The organism is Streptomyces albidoflavus, from assembly GCF_000719955.1.
GTDB lineage: Bacteria > Actinomycetota > Actinomycetes > Streptomycetales > Streptomycetaceae > Streptomyces > Streptomyces albidoflavus.
The window spans coordinates 1-26,480 of record NZ_JOII01000051.1; the positions used below are offsets into that span (position 1 = coordinate 1).

Consider the following 26,480-nt stretch of genomic DNA (forward strand, 5'->3'; position numbering starts at 1 on the left):
CCGCCGCCCCCAGCCTCCTCGGCACCCCCCACCCGCCACCGGTGCACCAGCGCCGACAACGCCGCGTCCACATCGAGATGCGCCCCCTGGAGCCAGTCCCCCAGCTCCTCGTGGGCGAACCGGTACCCGGCTCCCGCCGGAATGATCAGCCCCTCGGTCAGCACCGCCGAGGCGCACCCCGGAAGTTCGCCCAACCGGCCGCCGCCGGTGCCCCAGGGGAACAGCGACTCGAAGCTCTCCCGGTCCAGTTCCCCCTGCCCCGGTCCCAGGCAGCGGCGGGCCGCCTCGTGGAGCTGTCCGGCGACCCGCGCCGCGACCCGGCGCAGTGCCGTGCCGCGCAGCCCGTGCGGGGCGGCGAGCCGGACCGCCGTACGCAGGCACATCAGGTCGAGGTAGGCCGAGAAGACCGCGTCCCGGTCGAGCGGCAGCGCCGAGCGGGCCTCGCCCGGGCCCGGCCGCTCGGCGGGGTCGGGCACCCCGGGCGGCAGGGCGCGCCGGACATCGGCCAGGAGGCGCAGCGTGAGGGGGTGGCGGGCGTGCCGTTCGGCGAGCAGTCCGTCGGCGAGGCCGTACCGGGCGCGGGCCTTCGCGGCGGCGGGCTCGGGGAGGTCCCCGAGCGGCACGCAGTCGGTGACGGGGCGCCCCGGCTGCGGTTCTGCGGGGCGATGGCGGAGCGCGCCGGGGAAGAGGCCGCACACCTGCTCCCAGTACTCGGGGCGGCATCCCACGACCAGTTTGGCGCCGGTCCGGGCGAGCCACGTGGCGGTGCCCGTCGTCCAGGCGGAGAGGCGGTGGGCGAGGGCGGGCGGCATCTCCTCGGGCCCGTCGAGCAGCAGCACCAGGGAGCGCCCCGCCCGTCGCGCCAGCCGCGCGACCTCCTCGGGCGACGCGTCCTCGTGCGGGGCCGCCCGGTCCGGCGCGGCACCGCCCGCCGCCTCCACGATGCGGGCGGCGCGGGCCAGCGCACGCCGCGCGGCGTCGCCCACGTCGAGATCGTCCGGGAGCAGGTCCGCGCCGCGCAGCCACACCGTCAGCGCCGGATTCGCCCCGGCGGCGCGGCGCGCGGCGAGCGCCGCAAGCTCCGTGGTGCGCCCCGTGCCGGGCGCCCCGACCAGCCCGAGGACGAGGCAGGGCCCGTCCTCGAAGGCGGCGAGTTCCGCGGCCGTCCCGGGCCGTTCCACCGGGGGTGCCGTGGGGCTCTGCGGCCCCTCCGAGCCGACCGTCGTCGCGGTCAGCTGGAGCGCCCCCGCGAGGTTGAGCCCGGCGCCGAGCGCGGGCACGGTCGCCTCGTTGCGGGCCAGCAGCGCGGCGAGGGCACCGTCGGGCGCGTCCCGGACGGCGGCCCGCAGCGGCACCGCGAAACATCCCTGGCGCCCCACCTCCAGCGCGGGGGTGAGGACCGCGAGGACCTGCCCGGTGGCTGCGTCGAGCACCGGCGCGCCCGCCGCTCCCCCGCCGGGCCGGGCGGCGTTGCGGCCGTCGGTGCCGATGGCCAGTTCGAGGCCGGCCGCGAGCGCCCCGTCCGCCCCGTCCCCGGCGAACGGCGCGGGGCCCAGCACCCGGGCCTGCCGCCAGCCCCCCGCCGCCACCAGGACGTAGGCGCCACGTGCCGCTTCCCCGGCCGCGACCGGCAGCGGCACCGCCACGAGTCCCGGCGCGCGCAGCAGCGCGAGCCCGCTCCCGGGCAGCGGGGTGACGGCGTCGGCCCCGATGCGCACTGGCGCGGCGGCACCGGCGCCGTCGGCGCGGCCCACCAGCAGTTCCGCGGCGTCGCGTACCGCCTCGTACGCCGTGACGACGGTGCCCCGGTCGTCGGCGAGGAAGCCGCTGCCGAGCCTGCGCCCCGTGGTGTCCTCGACGCGGAGCAGCGCTCCGGCGGGTCCCTCGGCGCGGCCGGGCGGCGGGGCCTGCGGCGGCGGGGCGTCCACCGCCTCCGCGCCGGGCGGGATCTCACGCTCCGGCATCGTCCCGGGGGCGTCCGCGCACGCGTCGCCGCCCCGCCCTGCCCGCTCCTCCCGGTGCCCCGCCTCCGGGCCCCCTACCGGCATCGTCGTCCCTTTCCGCAGCCGCTCACCCCGAGACCGTAGGGCGGTGATGATCGGCCGGGCGCGGGGTGGGCCGAACGCGCCCCCTGTGCTCCGTCCCTTCACTCCGGGCGCCTACCCGGGAGGGTGAATTGCCGGGCACGTACGGGAAAACACCCCTCAGGGAGGGGCGCTGTGGAGCGGTGGGTCAGTGGTGTGGGTCAGGGACACACCGCTCCACGGCGGAGGCCGGGCGGGTCAGGCGAAGACGGCGACGCTCTTGGCGCGCCCCTTCTGCTCCTCGACCAGGGCCAGGCAGCGCCCGGCCGGGTCGAAGACGCCCACGGGGCCGCGGCCCGCGTACTCCTCGGGCATGTCGATGCGCACGCCGTTGAGGACGAGCTGCGCGCGCCGCTCGTCGAGGTCCCAGCGGGGGAAGGCCGCGGCGGCCGCCTCGGCGACCGGCATCACGGTCAGCTCCTCCTGGAGCTGTTCTAGGGTCTTCGCCGCGTCCAGCCCGTACGGGCCCACCCGGGTGCGCCGCAGCGCGGTGAGGTGACCGCCGACGCCGAGGGAGGCGCCGAGGTCGCGGGCGAGCGCCCGGATGTACGTCCCCGAGGAGCAGACGACCGAGACGACCAGGTCGAGGACGGGGGTGCCGTCGGCGGCCTTGTCCTCGCGGACGTCGTAGACGGTGAAGGACGAGACGGTGACCGGGCGGGCCGGGATCTCGAACTCCTCGCCCTCGCGGACGCGGGTGTACGACCGTTTCCCGTCGATCTTGATGGCGCTGACCTTGGACGGCACCTGCATGATGTCGCCGGTCAGCTCGGCGACCCCGGCGTCCACGGCCGCCCGGCCGATGCCGGAGGCGTCCGCCGAGGCGGTGATCTCGCCCTCGGCGTCGTCGGTGACGGTGGTCTGGCCGAGGCGGATGGTGCCCAGGTACTCCTTCTCCGTCAGCGCGAGGTGGCCGAGGAGTTTGGTGGCGCGTTCCACGCCCAGGACGAGGACCCCGGTCGCCATGGGGTCCAGGGTGCCGGCGTGTCCCACGCGGCGGGTCCGGGCGATGCCGCGCATCTTGGCGACGACGTCATGAGAGGTGAAGCCGGACGGCTTGTCGACGACGACCAGGCCGTCCGGCACCGAGCTGGACTGCTTCATTCTGCGGTGTCGTCCTCGTCCCGCTCGTCGGCCTCGTCCTCACCGGGCTTGCGGTACGGGTCCGCCTCCCCGGCGAACTTCGCGCCCGCCGACGCCTGGCGGACCTCGGCGTCCTTGTTCCGCGCCTTGTCGAGCAGGTCGTCGATGGTGCGGGCGTTGTCGGGCAGGGCGTCGGGGACGAAGGCGAGGGTGGGCGTGAACCGCACCCCGGTCTGCCGCCCCACCTCGGAGCGGAGGACGCCCTTGGCGCTCTCCAGGGCGGCCGCGGAGGCGGCGCGCTCCTCGTCGTCACCGTAGACCGTGTAGAAGACCGTGGCCTCCCGCAGGTCGCCGGTGACACGGGCGTCCGTGATCGTGACGAAGCCCAGCCGTGGGTCCTTGATGCGTCGGTCCAGGGTCTCCGCCACGACGACCTGGATGCGATCGGCCAGTTTGCGGGCCCGCGCGTTGTCGGCCACCGGTCCGTTCCCTTCTTGATGTGCGACGGGGCACCGTGCGGTGTCCCGGTTGTTCAGTCATCCTCGCCGTGGAACCGCCGCCGTACGGACAGCAGCTCCACCTCGGGCCGGGCGGCCACCAGCCGCTCGCACCGGTCCAGCACCTCCGAGAGGTGCCCGGGGTCCCCCGACACCATGGCGACCCCGATCTCGCACCTGCGGTACAGATCCTGGTCGCCGACCTCCGCCGCGCTCACCGAGAACTTCCGCTGGAGTTCGGCGACGATCGGGCGGACGGCTGAGCGTTTCTCCTTCAGCGACCGTACGTCGCCCAGGAGCAGATCGAAGGAGAGCGTCCCCACATACATGTGTGTCCGGATGTCCCGCCGGTACGGGGTCGTGGTGCCCCGGCCGCCGGACGTGGTCCGGCGGGCGGCACGGTCAGGGCCCCGCCGCGGCGGGCGGAGCCAGCTGAACCGTACACGCAACGGCCGGGGCCGATCGACGGGATTTCCCCCGCCGACCGGCCCCGATCACGCAGCCTCGCGTCAGGCGCGCGGCTTCTCGCGCATCTCGTACGTCGCGATGACGTCGTCGATCTTGATGTCGTTGAAGTTTCCGAGGTTGATACCGCCCTCGTAGCCTTCGCGGATCTCGGTGACGTCGTCCTTGAAGCGGCGCAGACCCTCGATGTTGAGGTTCTCCGCCACGACCTTGCCGTCGCGGACCAGGCGCGCCTTGGTGTTGCGCCGGACCTCGCCGGAGCGGACGAGGACACCCGCGATGTTGCCCAGCTTGGACGAGCGGAAGACCTCGCGGATCTCCGCCGTACCGAGCTCGACCTCTTCGTACTCGGGCTTGAGCATGCCCTTGAGGGCCGCCTCGATCTCCTCGATGGCCTGGTAGATCACCGAGTAGTACCGGACGTCGACGCCCTCGCGCTCCGCCATCTGCGCGGCACGGCCGGCCGCGCGGACGTTGAAGCCGATGACGATGGCGTCGGAGCCCATCGCCAGGTCGATGTCCGACTCGGTGACCGCACCCACACCGCGGTGCAGCACCCGGATGTCGACCTCCTCGCCCACGTCGAGCTGGAGCAGCGAGGACTCCAGGGCTTCGACGGAACCGGAGGCGTCACCCTTGATGATGAGGTTGAGCTGCTTGATCTCGCTGTTCTTGAGGACCTCGTCGAGGTTCTCGAAGGAGATCCGGCGGGTGCGCTTGGCGAACGCCGCGTTCCGCTCGCGGGCGGCACGCTTCTCGGCGATCTGACGGGCCGTACGGTCCTCGTCGACCACCAGGAAGTTGTCGCCTGCGCCCGGGACGTTGGTGAGACCCAGTACGAGGACCGGGGTCGAAGGAGTGGCCTCCTCGACGTTCTCGCCCTTGTCGTCGAGCATCGCGCGGACACGGCCGTACGCGTCACCGGCGACCATCGTGTCGCCGACGCGGAGGGTACCGCGCTGGACGAGCACGGTGGCGACGGCGCCGCGGCCCTTGTCGAGGTGGGCCTCGATGGCGATGCCCTGCGCATCCTGCTCCGGGTTGGCCCGCAGGTCGAGCGAGGCGTCGGCGGTGAGGACGACGGCCTCCAGCAGGGACTCGATGTTCTCGCCCTGCTTGGCGGAGATGTCGACGAACATCGTGTCGCCGCCGTACTCCTCGGCCACCAGACCGAACTCGGTGAGCTGACCGCGCACCTTGGTCGGGTCGGCACCCTCGACGTCGATCTTGTTGACCGCGACGACGATCGGGACCTCGGCCGCCTTGGCGTGGTTGAGCGCCTCGATGGTCTGCGGCATGACACCGTCGTTGGCCGCCACCACGAGGATCGCGATGTCGGTCGACTTGGCACCACGGGCACGCATGGCGGTGAACGCCTCGTGACCGGGGGTGTCGATGAAGGTGATGCGGCGGTCCTCGCCGTTCACCTCGGTCGCCACCTGGTAGGCACCGATGTGCTGGGTGATGCCGCCGGCCTCGCCGGCCACCACGTTGGTCTTGCGGATGGCGTCGAGCAGGCGGGTCTTGCCGTGGTCGACGTGACCCATGACGGTGACCACCGGGGGACGGGCCACGAGAGCCTCGTCGCCGCCCTCGTCCTCGCCGAACTCGATGTCGAAGGACTCGAGCAGCTCGCGGTCCTCCTCCTCGGGGCTGACGATCTGAACGGTGTAGTTCATCTCGTCGCCGAGGAGCTGCAGCGTCTCGTCGGAGACCGACTGCGTGGCCGTGACCATCTCACCGAGGTTCATCATCACCGCGACGAGCGACGCCGGGTTGGCGTTGATCTTCTCGGCGAAGTCGGTGAGGGAGGCACCACGCGACAGGCGAACGGTCTCGCCGCCGCCACGCGGCAGCATCACGCCGCCGACCGACGGGGCCTGCATGGCCTCGTACTCCTGGCGCCTCTGCCGCTTCGACTTGCGACCGCGACGCGCGGGACCGCCGGGACGGCCGAAGGCGCCCTGCGTGCCACCACGGCCACCGGGACCGCCGGGACGGCCACCGAAGCCGGGACGGCCGCCGAAGCCACCGCCACCACCGGGACGACCGGCGAAGCCGCCGCCGCCACCGGGACGACCGCCGCCGCCACCGCCGCCGGGACGGCCGGCGAAGCCGCCGCCACCCGGACGTCCGGCACCGGCACCGCCCGGACGGCCACCGCCGCCGGGACCACGGCCACCGGGACCCGGACGCGGGCCCGCGGCGGGACGCTGCGGCATCATGCCCGGGTTCGGACGGTTGCCGCCCGCACCACCGGGACGCGGGGCCTGCGGCCGGGGCATGTTGCCCGGGCTCGGACGGCCCGCGCCGCCCTGGCCGCCCTGCGGACGCGGAGCGCCGGCCGGACCGCCCTGCGGACGGGGAGCACCGGGACCGCCCTGGCCGCCGCCGGGACGCGGGGCGCCACCGGGACGAGGAGCCTGGGGACGGCCCATGCCGGTGGAACCACCGGAGGTGAAGGGGTTGTTGCCGGGACGCGGTCCGGCGGGACGACCGCCGGGACGCGGGGCCTGGCCGCCGGGACGCGGAGCGCCCTGGCGCTCGCCGCCACGGCCGCCCTGCTCGCCACGCTGGCCCTGGCCGCCGGGAGCGGGGCGGTTGCCCGGCTTCGGGGCCGGACGCGCGCCGGGCTTCGGGGCGTTCGCCGCGGGAGCGGCGGGGGGTGCCGTGAACTCCGGCGCCGCGGGCGCGGGCTTCGCGGGCGCCGCCGGGCCGGGCTTGGGACCCGGCGCCGGGCGCGGGCCCGGAGCGGGCGCGGGCTTCTCGGCGGCGGGCTTGGGGGCCGGCTTCGGGGCGGCCGGACGGGCCGCCTGAGCCGGGGAGGGGGCCGACGCGGGGGCCGGCTTGGGCGCGGCCTTGCGCGGCGCGCCGGGCTTCGGGGCGGACTTGCCGCCGCCGTTGCCCTGCTGGAATGCATCCGTCAGTTTCCGTACGACGGGCGCCTCGATGGTCGAGGACGCCGATCGGACGAATTCACCGAGTTCTTGGAGCTTGGCCATGACGGCCTTGCTCTCGACGCCGAACTCCTTGGCGAGTTCGTATACCCGGACCTTAGCCACTTCGCTCCTTTTAGGTCCGGGGTGCGCCGGACCGTCGCTACTTCATGGGCGTACTCATCGCGTACTCATCGAGTGCTCATCGCAATCTCGACCTACTTCCAACTCGCGAGGTACCTGGGCCGCGCGGGAGGTCCGCGCGGCGCTCTTACGGTGTTGCCCGGCCGGCAACGGTCTCGACGGCCCGGCTCACGTCCGTCGTGTCGAGCGGTCCCTGGACGCGGAAGGCCCTCGGGAACGCGCGGCGGCGGACCGCCTGGTCGATGCAGACCGGCACGGGGTGGATGTACGCACCCCGGCCCGGCAGCGTACCGCGCCGATCGGGGACGCAGGCGTCCCCGTCCACGACGATGCGCAGCAGTTCGTTCTTGGCCGCCCGCTCCCGGCATCCCACGCACGTGCGTTCAGGGCATGAGCGAGCAAGCGTCCGGCCAGACACGTTCAAGTCTACCTCCCCGCGCCGGCCCCACCCCTCCGGGGCAGGGCGCGGGCGGCACTCTTCCTGATCTCCGGCGTGCCCCGGGGCGACCCCGTGCGCCCCCTGTGCGCTCCGGGGGCGGGCAGCGTGATCGACATCACACCCGCGCGGCGCCGCACGCGGGGTCCGGGCCGCCTCAGCGGCGGTCCCGGCTCCACTCCTGACGGCGGTCGCGGTCCTCGCCGCGCTCCTCCGCACGGTCGTCGCCGGCCTCGCCGCCCTCGCCGGGCTGCTCGGTGTCGGGACGGATGTCGATGCGCCAGCCGGTGAGGCGGGCGGCGAGGCGGGCGTTCTGGCCCTCCTTGCCGATGGCGAGCGACAGCTGGTAGTCGGGGACGGTGACGCGGGCGGAGCGCGCCGCGAAGTCCACGACCTCGACCTTGCTCACCCGGGCGGGCGAGAGGGCGTTGGCCACCATGTCGGCGGGGTCGTCGGACCAGTCGACGATGTCGATCTTCTCGCCGTTCAGCTCGGCCATGACGTTACGGACCCGGCCGCCCATCGGGCCGATGCAGGCACCCTTGGCGTTCAGCCCGGAACGGGTGGAGCGCACGGCGATCTTGGTGCGGTGCCCGGCCTCGCGGGCGATGGCGGCGATCTCCACCGAACCGTCCGCGATCTCGGGGACCTCCAGCGCGAAGAGCTTCTTCACGAGCCCCGGGTGGGTCCGCGAGAGCGTGACCGAAGGCCCGCGTACGCCCTTGGCGACCCGCACCACGTAGCTGCGCAGCCGGGCGCCGTGCGGGTACTCCTCGCCGGGGACCTGCTCCTGCACCGGCAGGATGGCCTCCAGCTTGCCGATGTCGACCAGCACGTTCTTCGGGTCGCGGCCCTGCTGGACGACACCGGTGACGATGTCGCCCTCGCGGCCCGCGTACTCGCCGAGCGTGGCGTCGTCCTGCGCGTCACGCAGCCGCTGGAGGATCACCTGCTTGGCGGTGGTGGCGGCGATCCGGCCGAAGTCCGACGGGGTGTCGTCGAACTCGCGGGGCTCTACGCCCTCCTCCAGATCCTCGCGGTCCTCCTTGGCCCAAACCGTCACGTGCCCGGTCTCCCGGTCCAGGCGCACGCGCGCCTGGCGACGGCTGCCCTCGGTCCGGTGGTAGGCGATGAGGAGCGCCGACTCGATCGCCTCGACCAGCAGGTCGAAGGAGATCTCCTTCTCCCGCACCAAGCCCCGCAGGGCACTCATGTCGATGTCCACGGCTACGCCTCCTCTTCGTTCTGTGTCCGGTCGGCGGACGCGTTCTTGCGGTTGAACTCGATCTCGACGCGCGCCCGCGCGACGTCCTTCAGCGGCAGGCGGCGCTGCTTGGGCTTGCGGCCCTTGACCCCGGGGACCTCCAGGTCCAGCCCCTCCTCGTCGACCGCCTCGATCCGGGCCACCAGCTCCTCGGCGCCCGCGTCGGGCGTCAGGTGGAACTTGACCAGCCGGCCGGTGGCGCGCACGAAGTGGCGGTACTCGGACAGGGGGCGGTCGGCGCCGGGGGAGGTGACCTCCAGGACGTACTCGCTCTCGCCCATCAGGTCGGTCTCGTCGAGACGCGCGGAGATCGTGCGGCTGAGGTCGGCGCAGGTGTCGAGCTGGACGCCGTCGTCGGAGTCCACCACGACGCGCAGCACGCGCCGCTTGCCCGCGGGGGTGACCGTCACCTCTTCCAGGTCGAGTTCCTGGGAGCTGACGAGCGGCTCGATCAGCTCGCGCAGCCTGTCGCTCAACGTGGTACTCATCCGGGTGACTCCTCGGCCGCGTGTGCTGTTGTGGGTTGGGCGCGTGTCCGGTCAAAGGGTATCCGGTCCGCGGGGGTGTCGCGGCCGGGTACGGGGCCCGGCGGGCGCGCCGCCGGACGGACGGCTCCGCCCGAGCGGGGCCGCCGGGGCGCGGGTACCTTGATCATGGCGGGGCGGCCGGGCGCTCCCGCGGTGCCTTCCGCGCGCCGCGCCGCCGCCCGCCGTGTGCCGCTGTCCCCGTTCCCCCGTCGGTCCGCTGCTCCCCGAGGACGTCCGCCGTGCCGCTCACCCCGCCCCTCCCCCGGTCCGCCCGGGGACCGCGCCGCAGGACCGTGCTGACCGGCGCGGTCACCGGCGCCGTCTCCGCCGCGCTGCTCACCGGCTGCTCCGACGGCTCCGCCCCGGGCGGCACGGCGGCGGAGCGCGCTCGTTCGGCCGCGGCGCCGCGGCTGCTGGCGGCGGCACGGACCGGCAGCGAGCGGCTGCTGGCCCGGTACGACGCGGTGATCGCCGCGCACCCTCCGCTCGCGGCGCGCCTGAAGCCGCTGCGCGAGCAGGTCGCGATGCACCTGTCCGCGTTCACCTCGCGCCCCGCCGAGGAGCTGCCGCCGAACGCCGCGCCGCCCGCCCCGGCCCCGCAGGTCTCCCCGCACGCCGCGGCGGACCCGGAGGCCGCGCTGCGCGGCCTCGCCGACGCGGAGCGCGACCTGGCGGCGCGGCGCGGCAAGGACCTGCTGGAGGCGCCGGGCGAACTGGCCCGGCTGCTGGCCTCGGCGGCGGCGGCCGGTGCGGCCCACGCCTATCTGCTGACGGAGGGGAAGAAATGACGACGCGTACGCCCGGAAGCGCTCCGCGCACGGTGCGGGAGGACGGGGCCGACGACGCCGCCGAGAGCGCCGAACTGCGCGCGGTGCAGGCGGCGCTGCGCGCCGAGCACGCCGCGGTCTACGGCTACGGGGTGGTGGGCGGCCGCATCGGCGAGGAACGCCGCGCGGAGGCCCGCACGGCGCACGACGCGCACCGGGCCCGCCGCGACCTGTGGCAGCGCCTGGCGCGCGACCTGGGCGGCGCCCCGCAGGCCGCAGCGGCCGGGTACGCGCTGCCGTTCCCGGTCGCCGACAGCGCGGCGGCGGTGCGGCTGGCGGCGGAGCTGGAGGAGCGCGCGGCGGCCGTCTACGGCGACCTGGTGCGGGCCACCGAGGGCGAGCGGCGCACGGCCGCCGCCGAGGCGCTGCGGGAGGCGGCGGTCCGCGCCGTGCGCTGGCGGGGCGGCAGCGTAGCCTTCCCTGGGCTCACGGAGCGCGCGGACCAGCCGAGCGCCCCCGTGGCACCGCAGACCTGATTGCTGGAAGGAGCCGTACCCGCGATGGCGTTCGAACCTCCGGAGCGCCTTGTCCGGGCTCTGGCCGAGACCTCCGACGACGGCGACGCCGCCTGGCGCGAGCGGTTGCCGGGCCTCGTCGAGGAGGCGCTGGGCGCCTGCGGGGCCGCACCGGAACGCGTGCACGCCCCGGGCGGGCGGAGCAGCCTGGTGGTACTGGTCCGGCTCGCGGACGACGTGCCGGCGGCGCTGAAACTGGCCCCGCCGTCGGCCGCCCCGCAGGCGGAGGCACTCGCCCTGGAACGGTGGGACGGGTGGGGAGCCTGCCGTCTGCTGGGCCGCCCCGCGCCCGGGGCCCTGCTGCTGGAACGGCTCCGCCCGGACGTGTCGCTGCGGTCGCTGGCGCAGGCCAAGGCGCTCCTGGAGGCCGCCGACACGCTGCGCAAGCTCTGGGTGGAGCCTCCGGCCGAGAGCGGTCTCCCCACGGTGGCGGAACGCACCGCCCCGCAGGCCGCGACGCTGGAAGCAGCGCCCGGGATGTACCGCCCGCTCGCCGACGCCGCCCTCGCCGCCCGCACGGAACTGCTCTCCGACCCGCCCGAGGAACTGCTGCTGCACGGCGCCTACGGACAGGGCAAGATCCTGGCCGGCGACCGCGCCCCGTGGCTGGCGGTCGGCCCGTCCCCCGTCACCGGCGAACGCGCCTACGACCTGGCCCGCCTCGGCCTGGACCGCGTCGAGGACCTGGTCGGCGCCGACACCGGCGGCTCCTCCTCCCGCCGCCGCCTCTCCCGCCTCGCCGACTCCCTGGACGTGGACCGCGAACGCCTGCACGCCTGGACCGTCTTCCGCGCCGTCTACGGCGGCACGGCCGCTCTGCGACGGGGACAGAGGGCGATGGGCGAGGCACTGCTGGAGTACGCGGGGTGGCTTTAGGGCTACGGGGCTACGGGGCTACGGGGCTACGGGGCTACGGGGCTACGGGGCTACGGGGGATGGTCGGGGCGCGGGGTGCCGTCCGCTGGGTGTAAGGGGTGACTCCGCCCGGTGGGGTCGTACTGGGGACTGCCGAGGGTGGCGGTTCTCCGACGGGGCGGGCGGCGAGCCCCGAATGCTGCGGGGCGAGGGCGTTGCTTGCGCGGCGGCGTAACCCGAGCGGGTTCGGACCGGCTGGTAAGGGGCGCCGCCGCCCCGAGGCACCGTACAAGCCGCCCCGCAGGACGGCACGGGGCGGGCTGCGTCGCAGGTGGGCCGCGGCGTACGCAGGGCACGGGAGGGGCTCCCCGCCTAAGGGTCTCCCCCGCCCCGTCGCACCCTACCGACGGCACCGGGCGCGCCCCGTTCTCGTCGCGCGCCGCACGCCGCGGCCCCCGTCGTCCGGCGGGGTGTGCCGAGCGGCAGGGGCCGTGGTGGGTGCAGGGCCGGTCAGGCGGTGAGGCGGGCGACGGCCTCGGCGACGGGGAGTTCCTCGCGCTCGCCGGTGCGGCGGTCCTTCAGTTCCACGATGCCGTCGGCGCTGCGGCGGCCGGCGACGAGGATCTTCGGGACCCCGATGAGTTCGGCGTCGGTGAACTTCACGCCCGGCGAGACCCCGGCGCGGTCGTCGACGAGGACGCGGACTCCGGCGGCGTTCAGCTTCTCGGAGACCTCCAGCGCCAGCTCGGTCTGGAGCGCCTTGCCCGCGGCGACCACGTGCACGTCGGCGGGGGCGACCTCGGCGGGCCAGCACAGTCCCTGGCCGTCGGCGGTCTGCTCGGCGAGGGCGGCCACGGCGCGCGAGACGCCGATGCCGTAGGAGCCCATGGTCACGCGGACCGGCTTGCCCTGCTGGCCGAGGACGTCGAGCTGGAAGGTGTCCGCGTACTTGCGGCCCAGCTGGAAGATGTGGCCGATCTCGATGGCGCGGTCCAGCTTGAGGCCGCTGCCGCAGTTGGGGCAGGGGTCGCCCTCCTCGACGACGACCACGTCGAGGTAGTCGTCGACCTCGAAATCGCGGCCGGCGACGACGTTGCGGGCGTGCTTGCCGTCCTCGTTGGCGCCGGTGACCCAGGCGGTGCCGGGGGCGACGCGCGGGTCGGCGATGTAGCGGACCTTGTCCAGGCCCTGCGGACCGACGTAGCCGCGGACCAGGTCGGGGCGGCCCTCGAAGTCCTCGGCGGTGACGAGTTCGACCTCGGCGGGGGCCAGGTGCTCGCCGAGCTTGCCCAGGTCGACGTCGCGGTGGCCCGGCACGCCGACAGCGACGATCTCGCCGTCGACCTTGACCAGCAGGTTCTTCAGCGTCGCGGAGGCGGGCACGCCGAGGTGGGCGGCGAGCGTCTCGATGGTCGGGGTGTCGGGGGTGTCCAGCACCTCAACGGGGCCGTGCTCGGCGCCCTCGACCGGGGCGAGCGCGAAGGTGACGGCCTCGGTGTTGGCGGCGTAGGAGCAGTTCGGGCAGTCCGCGAAGGTGTCCTCACCGGCCGGCGCGGGGGCGAGGAACTCCTCGGAGGCCGAGCCGCCCATGGCGCCGGAGACGGCGGAGACGATGCGGTAGTCGAGGCCGAGCCGCGCGAAGATCTTCTGGTACGCGGCGCGGTGGAGCTGGTACGACTCCTCCAGGCCCTCGTCCGTGGTGTCGAACGAGTACGAGTCCTTCATCTGGAACTCGCGGCCGCGCAGGACGCCGGAGCGGGGGCGGGCCTCGTCGCGGTACTTGGTCTGGATCTGGTAGAGCATCACCGGCAGGTCCTTGTAGGACGTGCACTGGTCCTTGACGACCTGGGTGAAGATCTCCTCGTGGGTGGGGCCGAGGAGGTAGTCGGCGCCCTTGCGGTCCTTGAGGCGGAACAGCAGGTCGCCGTACTCCTCCCAGCGGCCGGACGCCTCGTAGGGCTCCTTGGGCAGCAGGGCCGGCAGCAGGACCTCCTGGGCGCCGATGGCGTCCATCTCCTCGCGGACGATGTGCGAGATGTTGTCGAGGACCTTCTTGCCGAGCGGCAGCCACGACCAGATGCCCGCGGCGGTGCGGCGCACGTAGCCGGCGCGGACCAGCAGCTTGTGGCTGATCGTCTCGGCGTCGGCCGGGTCGTCGCGCAGTGTCTTGACCATCAACCGGGACATGCGCTGGACCTGGGCCATGATGAACTCCTGGAGGGAAAGGGTGACTCGTCCAGGAGGTTAGCCCCGGGCGTGGGGCTGGCGGAAATCGGTTCTCCGCCGCGGTCAGCTCCGGAGCAGGGGCAGCGGGGCGCCCATGACCGCGTACGGGCGTGGTGCGCTGGGGAAAAGGACCCGGCGGGCGAGGTCGGTGTAGCCCAGTGAGCGGTACAGGCGGCGGGCCGGACTGTCGGTGTCGATGGCGGAGAGGATCGACCGGTCGAGCCCGCAGGTGTCGGTGAGCGCGGTGATGAGGCCCCGCCCGGCGCCCCGGCCCTGGTACGTGGGGTGGACGTGCAGCTCGGTGATGACGAACGAGCCGTCGAGCCAGGCGTCGTTGCCCTGGGCGCGCAGGTAGGACTCGACGACGGTGGACCACCAGTGACCCCGGTTGTTGGGCATGCCGTAGACGAACCCGGCCAGTCGCCCCGTGGGCGTGGTGGCGCCGAGCGCGCGGGCGCCGGGGCACTCCAGGTGGCGCAGGACGATGTGGCGGCGGACCGCGACCTCCTCCGCGCCGAGACCGAAGGCGACGGCCTGCACCTCCAGCGCCTCGTCCACGCGGGCCGCGAGGTCGAGGGGGCCGATCGTGAGGTGTTCCGGATTGTGGGTCCGGTCCCCGGGGAGGCGCGCCATGGCGGCGACCCTACCCGGCGCGGGCGCGGCGCGGGCTCCGCGCGGCGTCGTCAGGCGTCCTGCGCGCGGGGCAGCCTGGGCACGCTGGTGAGGAGCTTGCGGGTGTAAGGGTCACGGGGCGCGCCCAGCACTTGCGCGGTGTCGCCCTGTTCCACGACGCGGCCGCGGTCGAGGACGGCGGTGCGCTCGCAGAGGGTAGCGACGACGGACAGGTCGTGGGAGACCATCACGATGGTCAGGCCCTGCTCCTCCTTGAGCCGCGCCAGCAGGTCGACGACCTTGACGCGGGTGGTGACGTCCAGGGCGCTGACCGGTTCGTCGGCCAGCAGGACGCGGGGGGAGCAGACCGTGGCGCGGGCGATGGCGATGCGCTGCCGCTGGCCGCCGGAGAACTCGTGCGGGTAGCGCGAGGCGGTGTCGGCGGGCAGGCCGACCGCTTCCAGGGCGGCGGCGACCTTGGGCGCGGCAGTGGCGGCGGAGTCGACACCGAGCGAGCGGAGCGGCTCGGCGACCGAGGTCCCGACGCGCCGGCGCGGGTCGAGCGAGGAGTACGGGTCCTGGAACACGCACTGCACGCTGCGCCGGAACCGCCGCATCTGCGCCCGGTCCCGCAGCGCGAGCGGTGCCCCGTCGAAGCGCACGGTGCCCTCGCTCGGCTTCTCCAGACCGAGCAGCAGCCGCAACAGGGTGGTCTTGCCCGCCCCCGACTCCCCGACGAGGGCAAGGCTCCGCCCCGCCTCCACCGCGACGTCGATGCCTTCGACGACGGGGCGCGCGGCGTTCCGGTACGTGTACGAGACGGCGTCCAGGGCGAGCACGGGGGCGGTCATCGAGGGCTCCGGTGGGGGTGGCTGGGGGCGGGAGGACGAGGCGTGCGGCGCAGTGCGCGACGGGGCGGCGCGGGGGTCTGCCGCGCGGGGACTGCGGGGCGGGGCGTACGGGGCGGCGGGGCGCTCGGTCGATGCGTGCGTTTCCGCAGGTGGCGCGCGACGTGAGGCCGGCGCGGGGCGGCGTACGCGGCGCGGTGCTCCGGCGCCCCGCACGGGGCGGTGCAACGCGCCTCCGGAGTACCCGTTCCCGCAGGTCGCACGCGACGTACGGGGCGCGCCCCGTCGCCCCGCACACCACCCCGCGCAGCGCCGCAGACCAGCCGCGCCGCGCCCGCCCCGCGACGTCCCGCCCTCATCCCCCGGCCCCCACGTCCAGCGCCGACTCCAGCTTCCGGGCGCTCTCCACGAGGGCCGCCGTGTACGGCTCGCGCGGCCGGTGCACCAGGTCCTCGACGGTGCCCGTCTCGACGGCGCGGCCATGGCGGAGGACGAGGACGCTGTCGGTGATCCGGGAGACGACGGCGAGGTCGTGGCTGACGAAGAGCAGGGCCATGGAGCGTTCGCGGACCAGGCTGTCGAGGAGGTCGAGCATGTCCGCCTGGACGGTGACGTCGAGTGCGGTGGTGGGCTCGTCGGCGATGAGCAGCTCGGGTTCGCAGGCGAGGGCCATGGCGAGGGCGACACGCTGGCGCTGGCCGCCGGAGATCTCGTGCGGGAAGGCCCGGGCGATGCGGCGCGGGTCGGGCAGCCGTACCTGGTCGAGGGCGTCGGCGACGGCCTTGTGCAGCGCGTCGCCCTTGAGCCCGGTGCGGCGCCGCAGCGGTTCGGCGATCTGGCGCCCCACCCGCATCAGCGGGTCCAGGGCGGTCAGCGGCTCCTGGAAGACCACGGAGGCGCGCCTGCCCCGCAGTTCGGTGAGCGCCTTCTCCCGCGCCCCGACGACCTCGGTCCCCGCCAGCCGTACCGAACCGGTCGCCGTCATTCCGGGCGGCAGCAGTCCCAGCACGGCCAGCGAGGTGAGGGACTTGCCGGAGCCCGACTCGCCGATCAGGCCGAGCCGCTCCCCCGCGCCGACGGCGAAGGTGAGGTCGTCGACGAGGGTGCGGTCCTCGTCGGTCGTCACGGTCAGGCCGCGCACGTCGAGCAGGGTCATGCGGACCTCCGGCGGGCCGGATCGAGGGTGTCGCGGAGGCCGTCGGCGATGAGGTTGACGCCGACGACCAGGACGACGAGGAGCACGCCGGGGGCGATGGCCCCGGCCGGGGCGGTGGTGAAGGTCGCCTGGGCCTGCTGGAGCATCCCGCCCCACGAGGCGTTGGGCGGGGGCGCGCCGAGACCGAGGTAGGACAGGCCGGCCTCGGCGAGGACGGCGAGGCCGAACTGGAGGGCGAGGTTCACGACGAGGGTCGGCCAGATGTTGGGCAGGATGTGTGCGGCGACGATGCGCGGGCGGCTCGTACCGGAGGTGCGGGCGGCGGTGATGTAGTCCTGGGCGAGGACGCGCTTGACGAGGATGCGGGTGAGGCGGGCGACGACGGCGCTCTGCGCGAGGCCGATCGCGAGGATCGCGGAGCCCAGCGTCGCGTCCCGGGCGGCGACGATGAGCATCGCCAGCAGCAGCGTCGGGAAGGCGATGAGGATGTCCAGGAGCGCCGAGACCGTGTCGTCCAGCCACCCCTGCGCGTAGGCGGCGAGTACGCCGAGGGTGATGCCGAGCACGGCGGCGATGGCGACGGAGCCGAGTCCGGCCTCCCAGGCGATCCGGGAGCCGTTCATCACCTGGGTGAAGAGGTCGCGGCCGAGCTTGTCGGTGCCGAGCAGGTGGCCGTCGCCGGGCGGGGCGAGGCGGGTGCCGGAGGTGTCGTCGGGCTCGTAGGGCAGCCAGACGACGGATATGAGGGCGAGCAGGGCGACGAGGCCGGTGAGGACGCAGCCGGTGACCAGGGTCGCGGAGCGGCGGGGGCGGCTGCGGGGCTTGCCGGGCAGTTCGGTGACGGCGGGTACGGGGGTGGTCATCGGGCCCCTCCCGAGAGCCGGCCGCGCAGCCGCGGGTCGATGAGGCGCTGCACCAGGTCGGCGGCGAAACCGATGAGCAGCACGGCGAGGGTGGAGACGAACAGGACGCCCTGGATGACCGGGTAGTCGTGCTGGGCGATCCCGGTGGCCAGCAGCGAGCCGAGGCCGGGCAGCGCGAAGACGGACTCGACGACGACGGCGCCGAGGAGGGTGGAGGCCAGTTCCATGCCGAGGACGGAGATGACGGGGACGGAGGCGTTCCGCAGCCCGTGGCGCCACATGGCGCGGCCGAAGGAGGAGCCGAGCGCGCGGGCGGTGCGCAGGTAGTCGCTGCCGAGCACGTCGAGGGTGGCGGAGCGGACGTAGCGGATGAGGGAGGCGGACATGACGAGGGCGACGGTGATCACGGGGAGCACCAGGGCCTCGAAGGCGGCGCCGGGGTCCGCCCAGCCGTCCTGCGGGAAGCCTCCGGCGGGCAGCCAGCCGAGGTTGAGGGCGAAGACGGCGATCAGGATCATGCCGAGCCAGAAGACGGGCACGGCGATGCCGAGCTGCGAGACCGCGCTCAGCGCCGCCCCGTACCAGGTGCGGGAGCGGTACGCCGCGAGGAACCCGGCGGGCACCGCGACGAGTACGGCGAGCAGGAAGGCGGCGCCGGTCAGCGGCAGCGTCACGTCGAGCCGGGCGGTGACCTCGGGGGCCACCGGCAGGGAGCTGACGAAGGAGGTGCCGAGGTCGCCGGTGGCCAGCTGGGAGAGCCAGTGGACGAACTGCTCGGGTACGGGTTTGTCGGTACCGATGGCCTGCCGCGCCGCCTCGATCTGCTCGGGGGTGGCGCCGACCGAGGTGAGCGCGTTGGCGGGGTCACCGGGCAGCGTCCGCAGGAGCAGGAAGAGCACCACGCTGGCGAGGGCCAGCGAGACGAGCAGGAAGCCGAGGCGGCGCAGCAGGTAGGAGAGCATCGCGGCAGGTCAGCTCTTCTTGATGTCGTGGACGAAGAACTGGGAGTTGAGGCCGTTGACCGGGTAGCCGCTGAGGTTCTTGTTGGCGACGACGATCTGCGGGTACAGGTAGAGCCAGTCGCTCGCCGCGTCCTCGGCGGTCTTCCGGGCGACCTTCTTCAGCAGTTCGGTCTGCTGCTCGGTGGTGTCGGCCTGCTCGGCCTCCTTGACCCACCGGGTGACCTGCGGGTTGTCGTAGCCCCAGTAGAAGTCGGGGTTGCCGTACCAGACGAGGTCGCGGTCGTTGACGTGCTCCTGGAGGGTCGCCTCGAAGTCGTGGTTCTTGTAGACCTTCGTGTACCACTCGTCGGGCGTGATCGTGTTGATCTTGACGGTGATGCCGACCTTGGCCAGTTCGGACTTGATGAAGGTCGCGGCGGTCGGGTGCGGGTCGTAGTTGGGCGTGTCGAGCGTGAAGCTGAAGCCCTTCTCGTACCCGGCCTCGGCCAGCAGCTTCTTCGCCTTGGCGGTGTCGTGGGCGTCGATGCCGGTGAGGTCCGCGTACCAGGGGTCGGTCGGCGGGACCATGGAGCCGATCGGCTTGCCGTAGCCGCCCCAGACCGATTCGAGCAGCTTCTCGTCGTCGATGGCGGCGGAGACGGCCTGGCGGACCTTGGTGTCCTTGAAGGGCTTGACGCGGTCGTTGAAGGCGAGCAGCAGCTTGGTGGTGGAGTCGCCGTCGTTCACGTCGTAGTTGCCGTTGTTCTCGAACTGGTCGAGCGCGTCCGGGCTCTGCTGGCTCGTCACCACGTCCACGGCGTTGGTGAGCAGCGCGTTGTTGAGGGCGTTGGCGTCCTTGTAGTACCGGAAGACGGCCTGCTTGTTCTGCGCGGCGTCGCCCCAGTAGCCGTCGAACCGGTTGAGGCTGAGCGCCGAACCGCGGGTCCACTTGCCGAGGGTGTACGGGCCGGTGCCGTCCTCGGTGGTCTTCAGCTTCTCGGGGTCGGCGTCGGCGTTGACGATCCAGACGTAGCTGAGGTTGTAGAGGAAGGAGATCGACTTCTCGGAGAGGGTGACCTTGACCGTGCGCGCGTCGGGCGCCTCGATCTTCTTCATGACCTCCAGGTTCGCCTTGCGGGCGGACTGGGAGTCGTCGGCTATCACACGCTCCAGGCTGTACTTGACGTCCTTGCTGGTCAGCGCCTTGCCGGAGTGGAACTTCACGCCGTCGCGCAGGGTGAAGGTGTACGTCAGGCCGTCGTCGCCGACCTCGTGGTCCTCGGCGAGGAGCTTTTCGACGTCGCCCTTGTCGGTGAGCCGGAAGAGGCCCTCGTAGACGTTCCCGGCGAGCGCCTCAGTGACGCCCTGGCCGCCGCCCGCGGTGTTGCTGAGGTTCTGCGGCTCGTAGAGGGAGCCGATGTTGACCGTGGCGTCCTTGTCGTGCTTGCCGCCGCCGGAGCCGTCGGCGGAGGAACCCGAGCCGCCGCCGCAGGCGGTCAGCGCGAGGGAGAGGACGGCGGCGGAGGCGACGCCGACAACGGCAGGCTTCTTCAGTTTCATCGCTGCGTGCTTTCGTGCTGCGGCGCGCGAGCGCGCCGTACGGGGCGGAGAACGAGGGCGTGCGGGGCGCTCAGTGCGCCGGGGCGCCGTCGCGGAAGACGGGGCGCTTCTCGCCGGCCTCGACGGGCAGGTGGAAGCGGTTCTGCCGCGGCGGCATCGGACAGTTGTACTGGTCCGAGAAGCCGCACGGCGGCACAAAGGCCCGGTTGAAGTCGAGCACCACGCGCCGGCTCGCCCCGTCGTGCGGCACGAAGAGGAAGCGGCCCGCGCCGTAGGTCCCGTTCCCGTTGGTCGGGTCACCGAAGACGAGGAGCAGGGTGCCGTCGTCGTCGAAGGCGCTCAGCGTGTACGCGGTGCCGCCGACGGTCAGGGTGATGTCCCCGGGCACGACCAGCTCGCGCGATCCGCCGTTGTCCCGGATGTGCTCGAACGGCACCTTCCGGGCGCCCTCGACGGGGGTGTACTCCGCCTCCAGCACCCAGGCCGGATCGTACGGGTACGCCTCGACGCCGTCGAAGGCACGCAGCGCGGGCGAGGCGGCGTCCCAGCGGCGGATCGCGTACTCCGGGGCGCCGGTGACCAGGTCGGTGCGGCGCACGGTGGTCAGCGTGACGCCCTCCGGGAGGCCCTGGGAGGCCGCTTCCAGATCGGGGCGCTCACCGTCGGGGAGCCAGGCGGTCTCGACCAGGGCGAGGTTGCCCTGCGGGGCGCGGAGCGCGCGCAGGCGGTCGGCGCGCCACTGCTCCCACTCCCGCTCCGCAGCGCTGCGGGCCGGCTCGGCTGCGGACACGGAACGCTCGGACATGCGGCACTCATTCAGCTCGTCGCCTGGCTGGATTCACTTGGCGTGAAACCATCCCCAAAGGTCTTTCTTTATCGACTATAAGGGTGGCTAATGTCAAATGGGGTCAAGGGGTGAGACGAGGGGGTTACGGGTCCGGGTGTGCGCGCGGGGCGGGCGCGGGGGACGGGCGGGTACGGGGCGCGGGTACGCGCCGCGTGTGCGGGGCGGTTACGGGGCGGGCGACCTGGTGTTTCTTGTGCGCGGGCGTGGGTGCGTGCGGGGCGCTGGGGACGGGGCGTCAGGTGCTGTCACGGGGCGGGCCTGGGCGTGCCCCGTCCGGCAACGGAACGCTGCGCGGTGCCGCCCCGCCTCCGCACCCCGCCCGGCGCTGGAACTCCCTTCCGCAACGGCACTCCACGGAGCGCCTACGGGGCGCGCGACCAGGAGTTTTCGCCTCCGTGCCGCGCCCCGCACGGGGCGCGGCGCCCAGGCCCTGTGGGTCGCGCCCCGAATCTGCCGGAACGATTCAGAAGAGGACGCTCATGAACTCGCCGACCTCTTCGAAACCGACGCGCAGGTACGAGGCGCGGGCCGGCTTGTTGAAGTCGTTGACGTAGAGGCTGGCGACGGGGGCGATGTCGGCCAGGGCGTAGCGCAGCACGGCGGCCATGCCGGAGACGGAGAGGCCGCGCCCCCGGTACTCCGGGGCGACCCAGACGCCCTGGATCTGGCAGACCTGCGGCGTGGCCGCGCCGATCTCCGCCTTGAAGACGACTTTGCCGTCGTCGATACGCGCGAAGGCCCGGCCCGACCCGACCAGCTCGGCGACCCGTGCCTGGTAGAGCAGCCCGCCGTCCCCCGCGAGCGGCGAGACGCCGACCTCCTCGGTGAACATGGCGACGCACGCCGGCATGATCGTCTCCATCTCGTTCTTGCGGACGCGACGGACGTACGGGTCGGGCTCGATGTCCTCGGGCATGCGGTCGGCGACCATGAGCGGCTGGTGGGCGCGGACCTCGCGGGCGGGGCCCCAGCTCGGTTCGAGCAGGCGCCACAGCTGGGCGGTGGGGCCGGCGGGGCCGACGATGGAGGAGCAGCGCCGCCCCGAGCGGCGGGCGCGGTCGGCGAAGCCCCGTACGGCGGCGGGGGTGGCCGAGATGGGCACCAGGTTGGCCCCGGCGTAGCAGAGCGAGCGGAGCATGCCGTCCTCGTACCAGCCCCACATCTCACCGCCCAGGCGCCACGGGTCAAGGCCGGCGATCTGCACGCGGGCACTGACGAAGGCATTGGCGACGGGCTCGCGGTCGAGTATCGCGAGCGCGGCGTCCAGGTCACTCGGCTCGAGGACCCTGGTGGTGGTCTGCGTCAGCACAGGAAGGGACCTCATCATGCGGGGGTACTGATTCTTCGCACTGTACCCGGCGGTGCCCACGCGCGCCGCGCGCCCCGGTCCGGGGCCGCACGGGCCGGGCCGCGCGGGGGGTGCGGCGACGGGGCGACGCCGCCGCGGGGCGGTACGGGGCGCGCGGCGCGGGACGGCATAACCGCAGGTCGCCCGCCCCGTACGGGGCGGGCGACGGGGCGCCGCGCGGGGCGCTGGACGGGGCGTGCGACGGCCCCGTCCGGGGGTTCTCAGGCAGCCGCGCCGAGGAGCGCGGCCGGGACCGAGCGGCTCGGGATCAGCTGACGGAGACCGACGGCTCGCCCGAGGCGATGCCGTCCTTCTCCATCTGCTCGGCGATCTTCATCGCCTCGTCGATGAGGGTCTCCACGATCTTCGACTCCGGCACGGTCTTGATGACCTCGCCCTTGACGAAGATCTGGCCCTTGCCGTTGCCGGAGGCGACGCCGAGGTCGGCCTCGCGGGCCTCACCGGGACCGTTGACGACGCAGCCCATGACGGCGACGCGGAGCGGTACCTCCATGCCCTCGAGGCCGGCGGTGACCTCCTCGGCGAGCTTGTAGACGTCGACCTGGGCGCGTCCGCAGGAGGGGCAGGAGACGATCTCCAGGCGGCGGGGCTTCAGGTTGAGCGACTCCAGGATCTGGAGGCCGACCTTGACCTCCTCGGCCGGGGGCGCCGAGAGCGAGACCCGGATGGTGTCGCCGATGCCCTCGCTGAGCAGCGCGCCGAAGGCGACCGCCGACTTGATGGTGCCCTGGAACGCCGGGCCGGCCTCGGTGACACCGAGGTGGAGCGGGTAGTCGCTGGCGGCGGCGAGCTGCCGGTAGGCGTTGACCATGACGACGGGGTCGTTGTGCTTGACCGAGATCTTGATGTCGTGGAAGCCGTGCTCCTCGAAGAGCGACGCCTCCCACAGGGCCGACTCGACCAGCGCCTCGGGCGTGGCCTTGCCGTACTTCTGGAGCAGGCGCTTGTCGAGGGAGCCCGCGTTGACGCCGATCCGGATGGGCGTGCGGGTCTCGTTGGCCGCCTTGGCGATCTCGCGGACCTTGTCGTCGAACTGCTTGATGTTGCCCGGGTTGACCCGGACCGCGGCGCAGCCGGCGTCGATCGCCGCGAAGACGTACTTCGGCTGGAAGTGGATGTCGGCGATCACCGGGATCTGCGACTTCTTCGCGATGACGGCGAGCGCGTCGGCGTCGTCCTGGGTCGGGCAGGCGACGCGGACGATCTGGCATCCGGAGGCGGTCAGCTCGGCGATCTGCTGGAGCGTCGCCCCGATGTCGGAGGTACGGGTGGTCGTCATGGACTGGACCGAAACCGGCGCGTCCCCACCGACCGCCACCGACCCGACCTGGATCTGCCGACTCTTCCTGCGCTCGGCGAGCAGGGTCGGAACGGACGGCATTCCCAGTGAAATCGCAGTCATCTGCAGTGCAACCCCAAGATGTGGATCGTGGTCCCGAGATCGGCGGGCTCCGACGACCGAGATTACGGCACGGGCCCGGCCCCCGGCACATCCGTCCCCGCGTGTGGCCCCGGCGCGGCGGAGCGTGCGGGGCCCCCGGGACCCCTGTCACCGCACGGTACGGAGGGGGTGAGCAGCCCCGTCCGGGTCACCCGGTCGGCCGTTCGACAGTTCGGCCACAGATTCGGGAAGCCGGGGTGAACGGCCCGCCTGGAGCAGGGCGCGGGCCCGTCCGCAGCGGGCTCCCGTAGACGGCGAACCCCCGGCCGGAACACGTGCACGAGGCACAGGTCCGGCCGGGGGAACGAGGGGTCGCCGGTCAGGAGATGCGTACCGGATTCACCAGGTCGGCCACGAGGACCAGCAGGGTGAAGCAGATGAACAGGCCCGCGACCACGTAGGCGACGGGCATCAGTTTCGCCACGTCGAAGGGGCCGGGGTCCGGACGGCGCAGCAGGCGGGCGCCTCGGCGGCGTACCGATTCCCAGAGGGCTCCGGCGATGTGGCCGCCGTCCAGCGGGAGCAGGGGCAGCATGTTGAACAGGAAGAGCGACAGGTTGAAACCGGCCAGCAGGAACAGCATCATCGCGATCTGGTTCTGCGCCGGTACGTCGAGGTTCATCACCTCGCCGCCGATGCGGGCGGCGCCGACGACACCGACCGGCGAGTCGTCCGCGCGCTCCCCGCCGTCGAAGGCGGCGTCCCAGAGGGCCGGAACCTTGGAGGGCAGGGCGATGATCGACTCGACGCCGTTCTCCAGCATGTCGCCCATCCGGCCGACTGAGTCGACAAAGCCCAGTGGCTGGATCTCGGTCTGCGCGGCGAAGCCCAGGTAGCCGGCGCGCACCCACTGGTCCTTCATCACCTCACCATCCGCGTCCTTCTTGGCGACGCGGTTCTCGATCAGGTTGGCCTCGAGCTGCGTCCGGGCGCCGTCGCGCTCGACGGTGAGGGTGGCGGGCCCGATGGTCTGGCGGATGCGCTCGGAGAGCGTCGCCCAGTCGTCCACGGGGGCGCCGTTGAAGGCGACGATCTTGTCGCCCTCCTGGAGCCCGGCCGCCTTGGCGGGCGAGACCGGGTCGCCCGGGCGGCAGGTGTCGCGCTTCTCGCTCTGCGCGATGACGCACTGCTGGACGCCGCCGACCGTGGTGGTCTGCGTCGCGAAGCCGAAGCTCATCGACACGCCGAGGAAGATCGCCACGGCCAGGATCAGGTTCATGAACGGCCCGGCGAACATCACGATCACGCGCTTCCACGGCTTGCGCGTGTAGAAGAGCCGCGTCTCGTCGCCGGGCTGGAGCTCCTCGAACGCCGCCGACCGCGCGTCCTCGATCATGCCGCGGAACGGCGAGGTCGAACGGGCCTCGATCCGTCCGTCGGCACCGGGCGGGAACATGCCGATCATCCGGATGTACCCGCCCAGCGGGATGGCCTTGATGCCGTACTCGGTCTCGCCCTTGCGGCGGGAGAAGATCGTCGGCCCGAATCCGACCATGTACTGCGGCACCCGGATACCGAAGAGCTTCGCCGTCGACAGGTGCCCCAACTCGTGCCACGCGATGGAGAACAGCAGGCCGAACGCGAAGACGAGGATGCCGAGGACCGTCAACAAGATCGTCATGCGCGAGCCTCCGCTGCGAGTTCCCGGGCCCGGGCGCGTGCCCAGGTCTCCGCTTCCAGGACGTCCGGGACCGTGAGGGAGGTTCCCGTTCCGGGAACGCCGTGCTCGGTCACCACCCGGGTGACGGTATCCATGATGGCGTTGAACGGCAGCCGCTCCGCGAGGAACGCCTCGACGCACTCCTCGTTGGCGGCGTTGAAGACGGCGGGAGCGGTCCCGCCGAGCCCCCCGACGTGACGGGCGAGACCGACCGACGGGAACGCCTCGGTGTCGAGCGGGAAGAACTCCCACGACGAGGCCTTGGTCCAGTCGAAGGCCGGCGCGGCGTCCGGCACCCGCTCCGGCCACCCGAGACCGATGGCGATCGGCCCCCGCATGTCGGGCGGCGTGGCCTGGGCGAGCGTCGACCCGTCGCTGAACTCCACCATCGAGTGAACGTACGACTGCGGGTGGACGACGACCTCGATCTGCTCGAACGGGATGTCGTACAGCAGGTGGGCCTCGATGACCTCCAGGCCCTTGTTGACGAGGGTCGCGGAGTTGACCGAGATGACCGGGCCCATCGCCCAGGTCGGGTGCGCCAGGGCGTCCTCACGGGTGACCCGCTCCAGCTCTGCGCGGGTACGGCCGCGGAAGGGGCCGCCCGAGGCGGTGACGACGAGGCGGCGCACATCCGCGCGGATGCCCGCGGCAAGCGCCTGGAAGAGCGCGGCGTGCTCCGAGTCGACGGGGATGATCTGGCCCGGCTTGGCCACCGCCTTCACCAGGGGCCCGCCGACGATCAGCGACTCCTTGTTGGCGAGGGCGAGAGTGCGGCCCGCCTCCAGCGCGGCGAGCGTCGGGGCGAGGCCGATGGAGCCCGTGATGCCGTTGAGCACGGTGTGGCAGGGCGACTGGGCCAGCTGAGTGGCCGCGTCGGGGCCCGCGAGGATCTCGGGCAGCGGCTCCGACGCGCCGTACCGGGCGCGCAGCGCCTCGCGCAGTAGCGGGGCCGCCTCCTCACGGGCCACAGCCACCGCGGCGGGCCGCAGCTGGTACGCCTGGTCGGCGAGCAGGTCCACCCGGCCGCCCGCCGCGGAGAGCGCGGTCACGCGGAAGCGCTCCGGGTGACGGAGCACCAGGTCGATCGCCTGCGTACCGATGGAACCGGTGGAGCCGAGGATCACGATGTCGCGCCGCCCGGCCGCGTCGTCGAAGACGAGGTGCGGATCGGCGAGCGGGGAGGGGCGCGCTGCGGTGGCAGGACTGTCGGTCATCCCCCCATTCTTGCGCCCCGCACGCGATGGGTGTGCAGGGCGGTCCCGGTGCTGTCTCTTATACACATCTCCGAGCCCACGAGACCAGAGAGGATCTCGTATGCCGT

At 73.3% G+C, this 26,480-nt stretch carries 22 protein-coding genes and 1 pseudogene; 3 read left to right on the plus strand and 20 right to left on the minus strand.

The annotated features are described in order from the left end of the window. From IF45_RS33590 to rimP, 8 genes and pseudogenes are all read right to left on the minus strand, one after another. Window positions 1–2,048 (minus strand): annotated as a pseudogene (locus IF45_RS33590) (trypsin-like peptidase domain-containing protein); the annotation flags it as partial. Between the two features lie 234 nt (window positions 2,049–2,282). Continuing rightward, on the minus strand, window positions 2,283–3,188 hold the full coding sequence (gene truB / locus IF45_RS0129560; protein ID WP_003951192.1) for a tRNA pseudouridine(55) synthase TruB: 906 nt from the start codon (window positions 3,186–3,188) through the stop codon (window positions 2,283–2,285). Continuing rightward, window positions 3,185–3,646, minus strand: a complete 462-nt coding sequence (gene rbfA / locus IF45_RS0129565) for a 30S ribosome-binding factor RbfA (RefSeq protein ID WP_003951191.1) — start codon at window positions 3,644–3,646, stop codon at window positions 3,185–3,187. Before rbfA ends, truB begins: the two co-directional genes overlap by 4 nt. A gap of 53 nt (window positions 3,647–3,699) precedes the next feature. Continuing rightward, window positions 3,700–3,993 (minus strand): DUF503 domain-containing protein, encoded by a 294-nt coding sequence (locus IF45_RS0129570; protein WP_003951190.1) that lies wholly within the window; start codon window positions 3,991–3,993, stop codon window positions 3,700–3,702. A gap of 180 nt (window positions 3,994–4,173) precedes the next feature. Next, entirely contained in the window at window positions 4,174–7,191 is a 3,018-nt protein-coding gene (gene infB / locus IF45_RS32740) for a translation initiation factor IF-2 (RefSeq protein ID WP_026235313.1), read from the minus strand. A 145-nt stretch (window positions 7,192–7,336) separates the two neighbouring features. Then, window positions 7,337–7,627 (minus strand): YlxR family protein, encoded by a 291-nt coding sequence (locus IF45_RS0129580; protein WP_026048256.1) that lies wholly within the window; start codon window positions 7,625–7,627, stop codon window positions 7,337–7,339. A 175-nt stretch (window positions 7,628–7,802) separates the two neighbouring features. Next, window positions 7,803–8,870 (minus strand): transcription termination factor NusA, encoded by a 1,068-nt coding sequence (nusA, locus tag IF45_RS0129585; protein ID WP_030310593.1) that lies wholly within the window; start codon window positions 8,868–8,870, stop codon window positions 7,803–7,805. Window positions 8,871–8,872: 2 nt separating this feature from the next. Continuing rightward, entirely contained in the window at window positions 8,873–9,397 is a 525-nt protein-coding gene (rimP, locus tag IF45_RS0129590; protein WP_008404729.1) for a ribosome maturation factor RimP, read from the minus strand. Window positions 9,398–9,675: 278 nt separating this feature from the next. Between rimP and IF45_RS0129595 the strand changes: the two genes are divergently transcribed. From IF45_RS0129595 to IF45_RS0129605, 3 genes are read left to right on the plus strand one after another with little or no spacing between them, the layout of a single operon-like run. Beyond that, entirely contained in the window at window positions 9,676–10,224 is a 549-nt protein-coding gene (locus IF45_RS0129595; protein ID WP_030310595.1) for a hypothetical protein, read from the plus strand. Then, a complete protein-coding gene (locus tag IF45_RS0129600) occupies window positions 10,221–10,739 on the plus strand; it encodes a ferritin-like domain-containing protein (protein WP_015507011.1) in 519 nt (172 codons plus the stop codon). Before IF45_RS0129595 ends, IF45_RS0129600 begins: the two co-directional genes overlap by 4 nt. A 24-nt stretch (window positions 10,740–10,763) precedes the next feature. Further along, a complete protein-coding gene (locus IF45_RS0129605; RefSeq protein ID WP_030310600.1) occupies window positions 10,764–11,654 on the plus strand; it encodes an aminoglycoside phosphotransferase family protein in 891 nt (296 codons plus the stop codon). A 489-nt stretch (window positions 11,655–12,143) separates the two neighbouring features. Here the strand turns inward: IF45_RS0129605 and IF45_RS0129610 are convergent, their stop codons facing one another. The 12 genes from IF45_RS0129610 to dxr form a co-directional block, all read right to left on the minus strand. Continuing rightward, window positions 12,144–13,838 carry a proline--tRNA ligase gene (locus tag IF45_RS0129610; protein WP_030310602.1) on the minus strand — a complete coding sequence of 565 codons (1,695 nt, stop codon included), beginning with the start codon at window positions 13,836–13,838 and terminating at the stop codon, window positions 12,144–12,146. Between the two features lie 84 nt (window positions 13,839–13,922). After that, window positions 13,923–14,492, minus strand: coding sequence for a GNAT family N-acetyltransferase (locus IF45_RS0129615; RefSeq protein WP_008404719.1), 570 nt, complete (start codon window positions 14,490–14,492; stop codon window positions 13,923–13,925). A gap of 50 nt (window positions 14,493–14,542) precedes the next feature. Then, a complete protein-coding gene (locus IF45_RS0129620; RefSeq protein ID WP_030310604.1) occupies window positions 14,543–15,322 on the minus strand; it encodes an ABC transporter ATP-binding protein in 780 nt (259 codons plus the stop codon). 352 nt (window positions 15,323–15,674) lie between these two features. Further along, entirely contained in the window at window positions 15,675–16,475 is an 801-nt protein-coding gene (locus tag IF45_RS0129625) for an ATP-binding cassette domain-containing protein (RefSeq protein ID WP_030310606.1), read from the minus strand. Continuing rightward, complete coding sequence (locus IF45_RS0129630; RefSeq protein WP_003951180.1) at window positions 16,472–17,338, minus strand: ABC transporter permease; 867 nt, start codon at window positions 17,336–17,338, stop codon at window positions 16,472–16,474. The genes IF45_RS0129625 and IF45_RS0129630 overlap by 4 nt, the downstream gene beginning before the upstream one ends. Beyond that, complete coding sequence (locus IF45_RS0129635) at window positions 17,335–18,300, minus strand: ABC transporter permease (protein ID WP_003951179.1); 966 nt, start codon at window positions 18,298–18,300, stop codon at window positions 17,335–17,337. The genes IF45_RS0129630 and IF45_RS0129635 overlap by 4 nt, the downstream gene beginning before the upstream one ends. Window positions 18,301–18,309: 9 nt before the next feature. Next, on the minus strand, window positions 18,310–19,839 hold the full coding sequence (locus tag IF45_RS0129640; RefSeq protein WP_030310608.1) for an ABC transporter substrate-binding protein: 1,530 nt from the start codon (window positions 19,837–19,839) through the stop codon (window positions 18,310–18,312). A gap of 70 nt (window positions 19,840–19,909) precedes the next feature. Continuing rightward, window positions 19,910–20,644 carry a DUF1684 domain-containing protein gene (locus tag IF45_RS0129645; protein ID WP_008404713.1) on the minus strand — a complete coding sequence of 245 codons (735 nt, stop codon included), beginning with the start codon at window positions 20,642–20,644 and terminating at the stop codon, window positions 19,910–19,912. Window positions 20,645–21,149: 505 nt separating this feature from the next. Beyond that, window positions 21,150–21,995: a GNAT family N-acetyltransferase gene (locus IF45_RS0129650; protein ID WP_030310610.1), complete on the minus strand. Its 846-nt coding sequence runs from the start codon at window positions 21,993–21,995 to the stop codon at window positions 21,150–21,152. A gap of 307 nt (window positions 21,996–22,302) precedes the next feature. Continuing rightward, on the minus strand, window positions 22,303–23,457 hold the full coding sequence (ispG, locus tag IF45_RS0129655; RefSeq protein WP_003951175.1) for a flavodoxin-dependent (E)-4-hydroxy-3-methylbut-2-enyl-diphosphate synthase: 1,155 nt from the start codon (window positions 23,455–23,457) through the stop codon (window positions 22,303–22,305). A gap of 358 nt (window positions 23,458–23,815) precedes the next feature. Continuing rightward, window positions 23,816–25,117: a M50 family metallopeptidase gene (locus IF45_RS0129660; RefSeq protein ID WP_008409783.1), complete on the minus strand. Its 1,302-nt coding sequence runs from the start codon at window positions 25,115–25,117 to the stop codon at window positions 23,816–23,818. Continuing rightward, entirely contained in the window at window positions 25,114–26,373 is a 1,260-nt protein-coding gene (dxr, locus tag IF45_RS0129665; RefSeq protein ID WP_030310611.1) for a 1-deoxy-D-xylulose-5-phosphate reductoisomerase, read from the minus strand. Before dxr ends, IF45_RS0129660 begins: the two co-directional genes overlap by 4 nt. Window positions 26,374–26,480: the final 107 nt, after the last annotated feature.

Excerpts from the sequence above, each read along its gene's own strand:
- IF45_RS0129660 (WP_008409783.1), bottom strand. The coding sequence starts at position 25,117 with ATGACGATCTTGTTGACGGTCCTCGGCATCCTCGTCTTCGCGTTCGGC.
- ispG (WP_003951175.1), bottom strand. The coding sequence starts at position 23,457 with ATGACTGCGATTTCACTGGGAATGCCGTCCGTTCCGACCCTGCTCGCC.
- IF45_RS0129600 (WP_015507011.1), top strand. The coding sequence starts at position 10,221 with ATGACGACGCGTACGCCCGGAAGCGCTCCGCGCACGGTGCGGGAGGAC.
- IF45_RS0129610 (WP_030310602.1), bottom strand. The coding sequence starts at position 13,838 with ATGGCCCAGGTCCAGCGCATGTCCCGGTTGATGGTCAAGACACTGCGC.
- dxr (WP_030310611.1), bottom strand. The coding sequence starts at position 26,373 with ATGACCGACAGTCCTGCCACCGCAGCGCGCCCCTCCCCGCTCGCCGAT.
- IF45_RS0129640 (WP_030310608.1), bottom strand. The coding sequence starts at position 19,839 with ATGAAACTGAAGAAGCCTGCCGTTGTCGGCGTCGCCTCCGCCGCCGTC.
- rimP (WP_008404729.1), bottom strand. The coding sequence starts at position 9,397 with ATGAGTACCACGTTGAGCGACAGGCTGCGCGAGCTGATCGAGCCGCTC.
- truB (WP_003951192.1), bottom strand. The coding sequence starts at position 3,188 with ATGAAGCAGTCCAGCTCGGTGCCGGACGGCCTGGTCGTCGTCGACAAG.
- IF45_RS0129615 (WP_008404719.1), bottom strand. The coding sequence starts at position 14,492 with ATGGCGCGCCTCCCCGGGGACCGGACCCACAATCCGGAACACCTCACG.
- IF45_RS0129635 (WP_003951179.1), bottom strand. The coding sequence starts at position 18,300 with ATGCTCTCCTACCTGCTGCGCCGCCTCGGCTTCCTGCTCGTCTCGCTG.
- IF45_RS0129630 (WP_003951180.1), bottom strand. The coding sequence starts at position 17,338 with ATGACCACCCCCGTACCCGCCGTCACCGAACTGCCCGGCAAGCCCCGC.
- IF45_RS0129605 (WP_030310600.1), top strand. The coding sequence starts at position 10,764 with ATGGCGTTCGAACCTCCGGAGCGCCTTGTCCGGGCTCTGGCCGAGACC.
- IF45_RS0129645 (WP_008404713.1), bottom strand. The coding sequence starts at position 20,644 with ATGTCCGAGCGTTCCGTGTCCGCAGCCGAGCCGGCCCGCAGCGCTGCG.
- IF45_RS0129570 (WP_003951190.1), bottom strand. The coding sequence starts at position 3,993 with ATGTATGTGGGGACGCTCTCCTTCGATCTGCTCCTGGGCGACGTACGG.
- IF45_RS0129620 (WP_030310604.1), bottom strand. The coding sequence starts at position 15,322 with ATGACCGCCCCCGTGCTCGCCCTGGACGCCGTCTCGTACACGTACCGG.
- IF45_RS0129625 (WP_030310606.1), bottom strand. The coding sequence starts at position 16,475 with ATGACCCTGCTCGACGTGCGCGGCCTGACCGTGACGACCGACGAGGAC.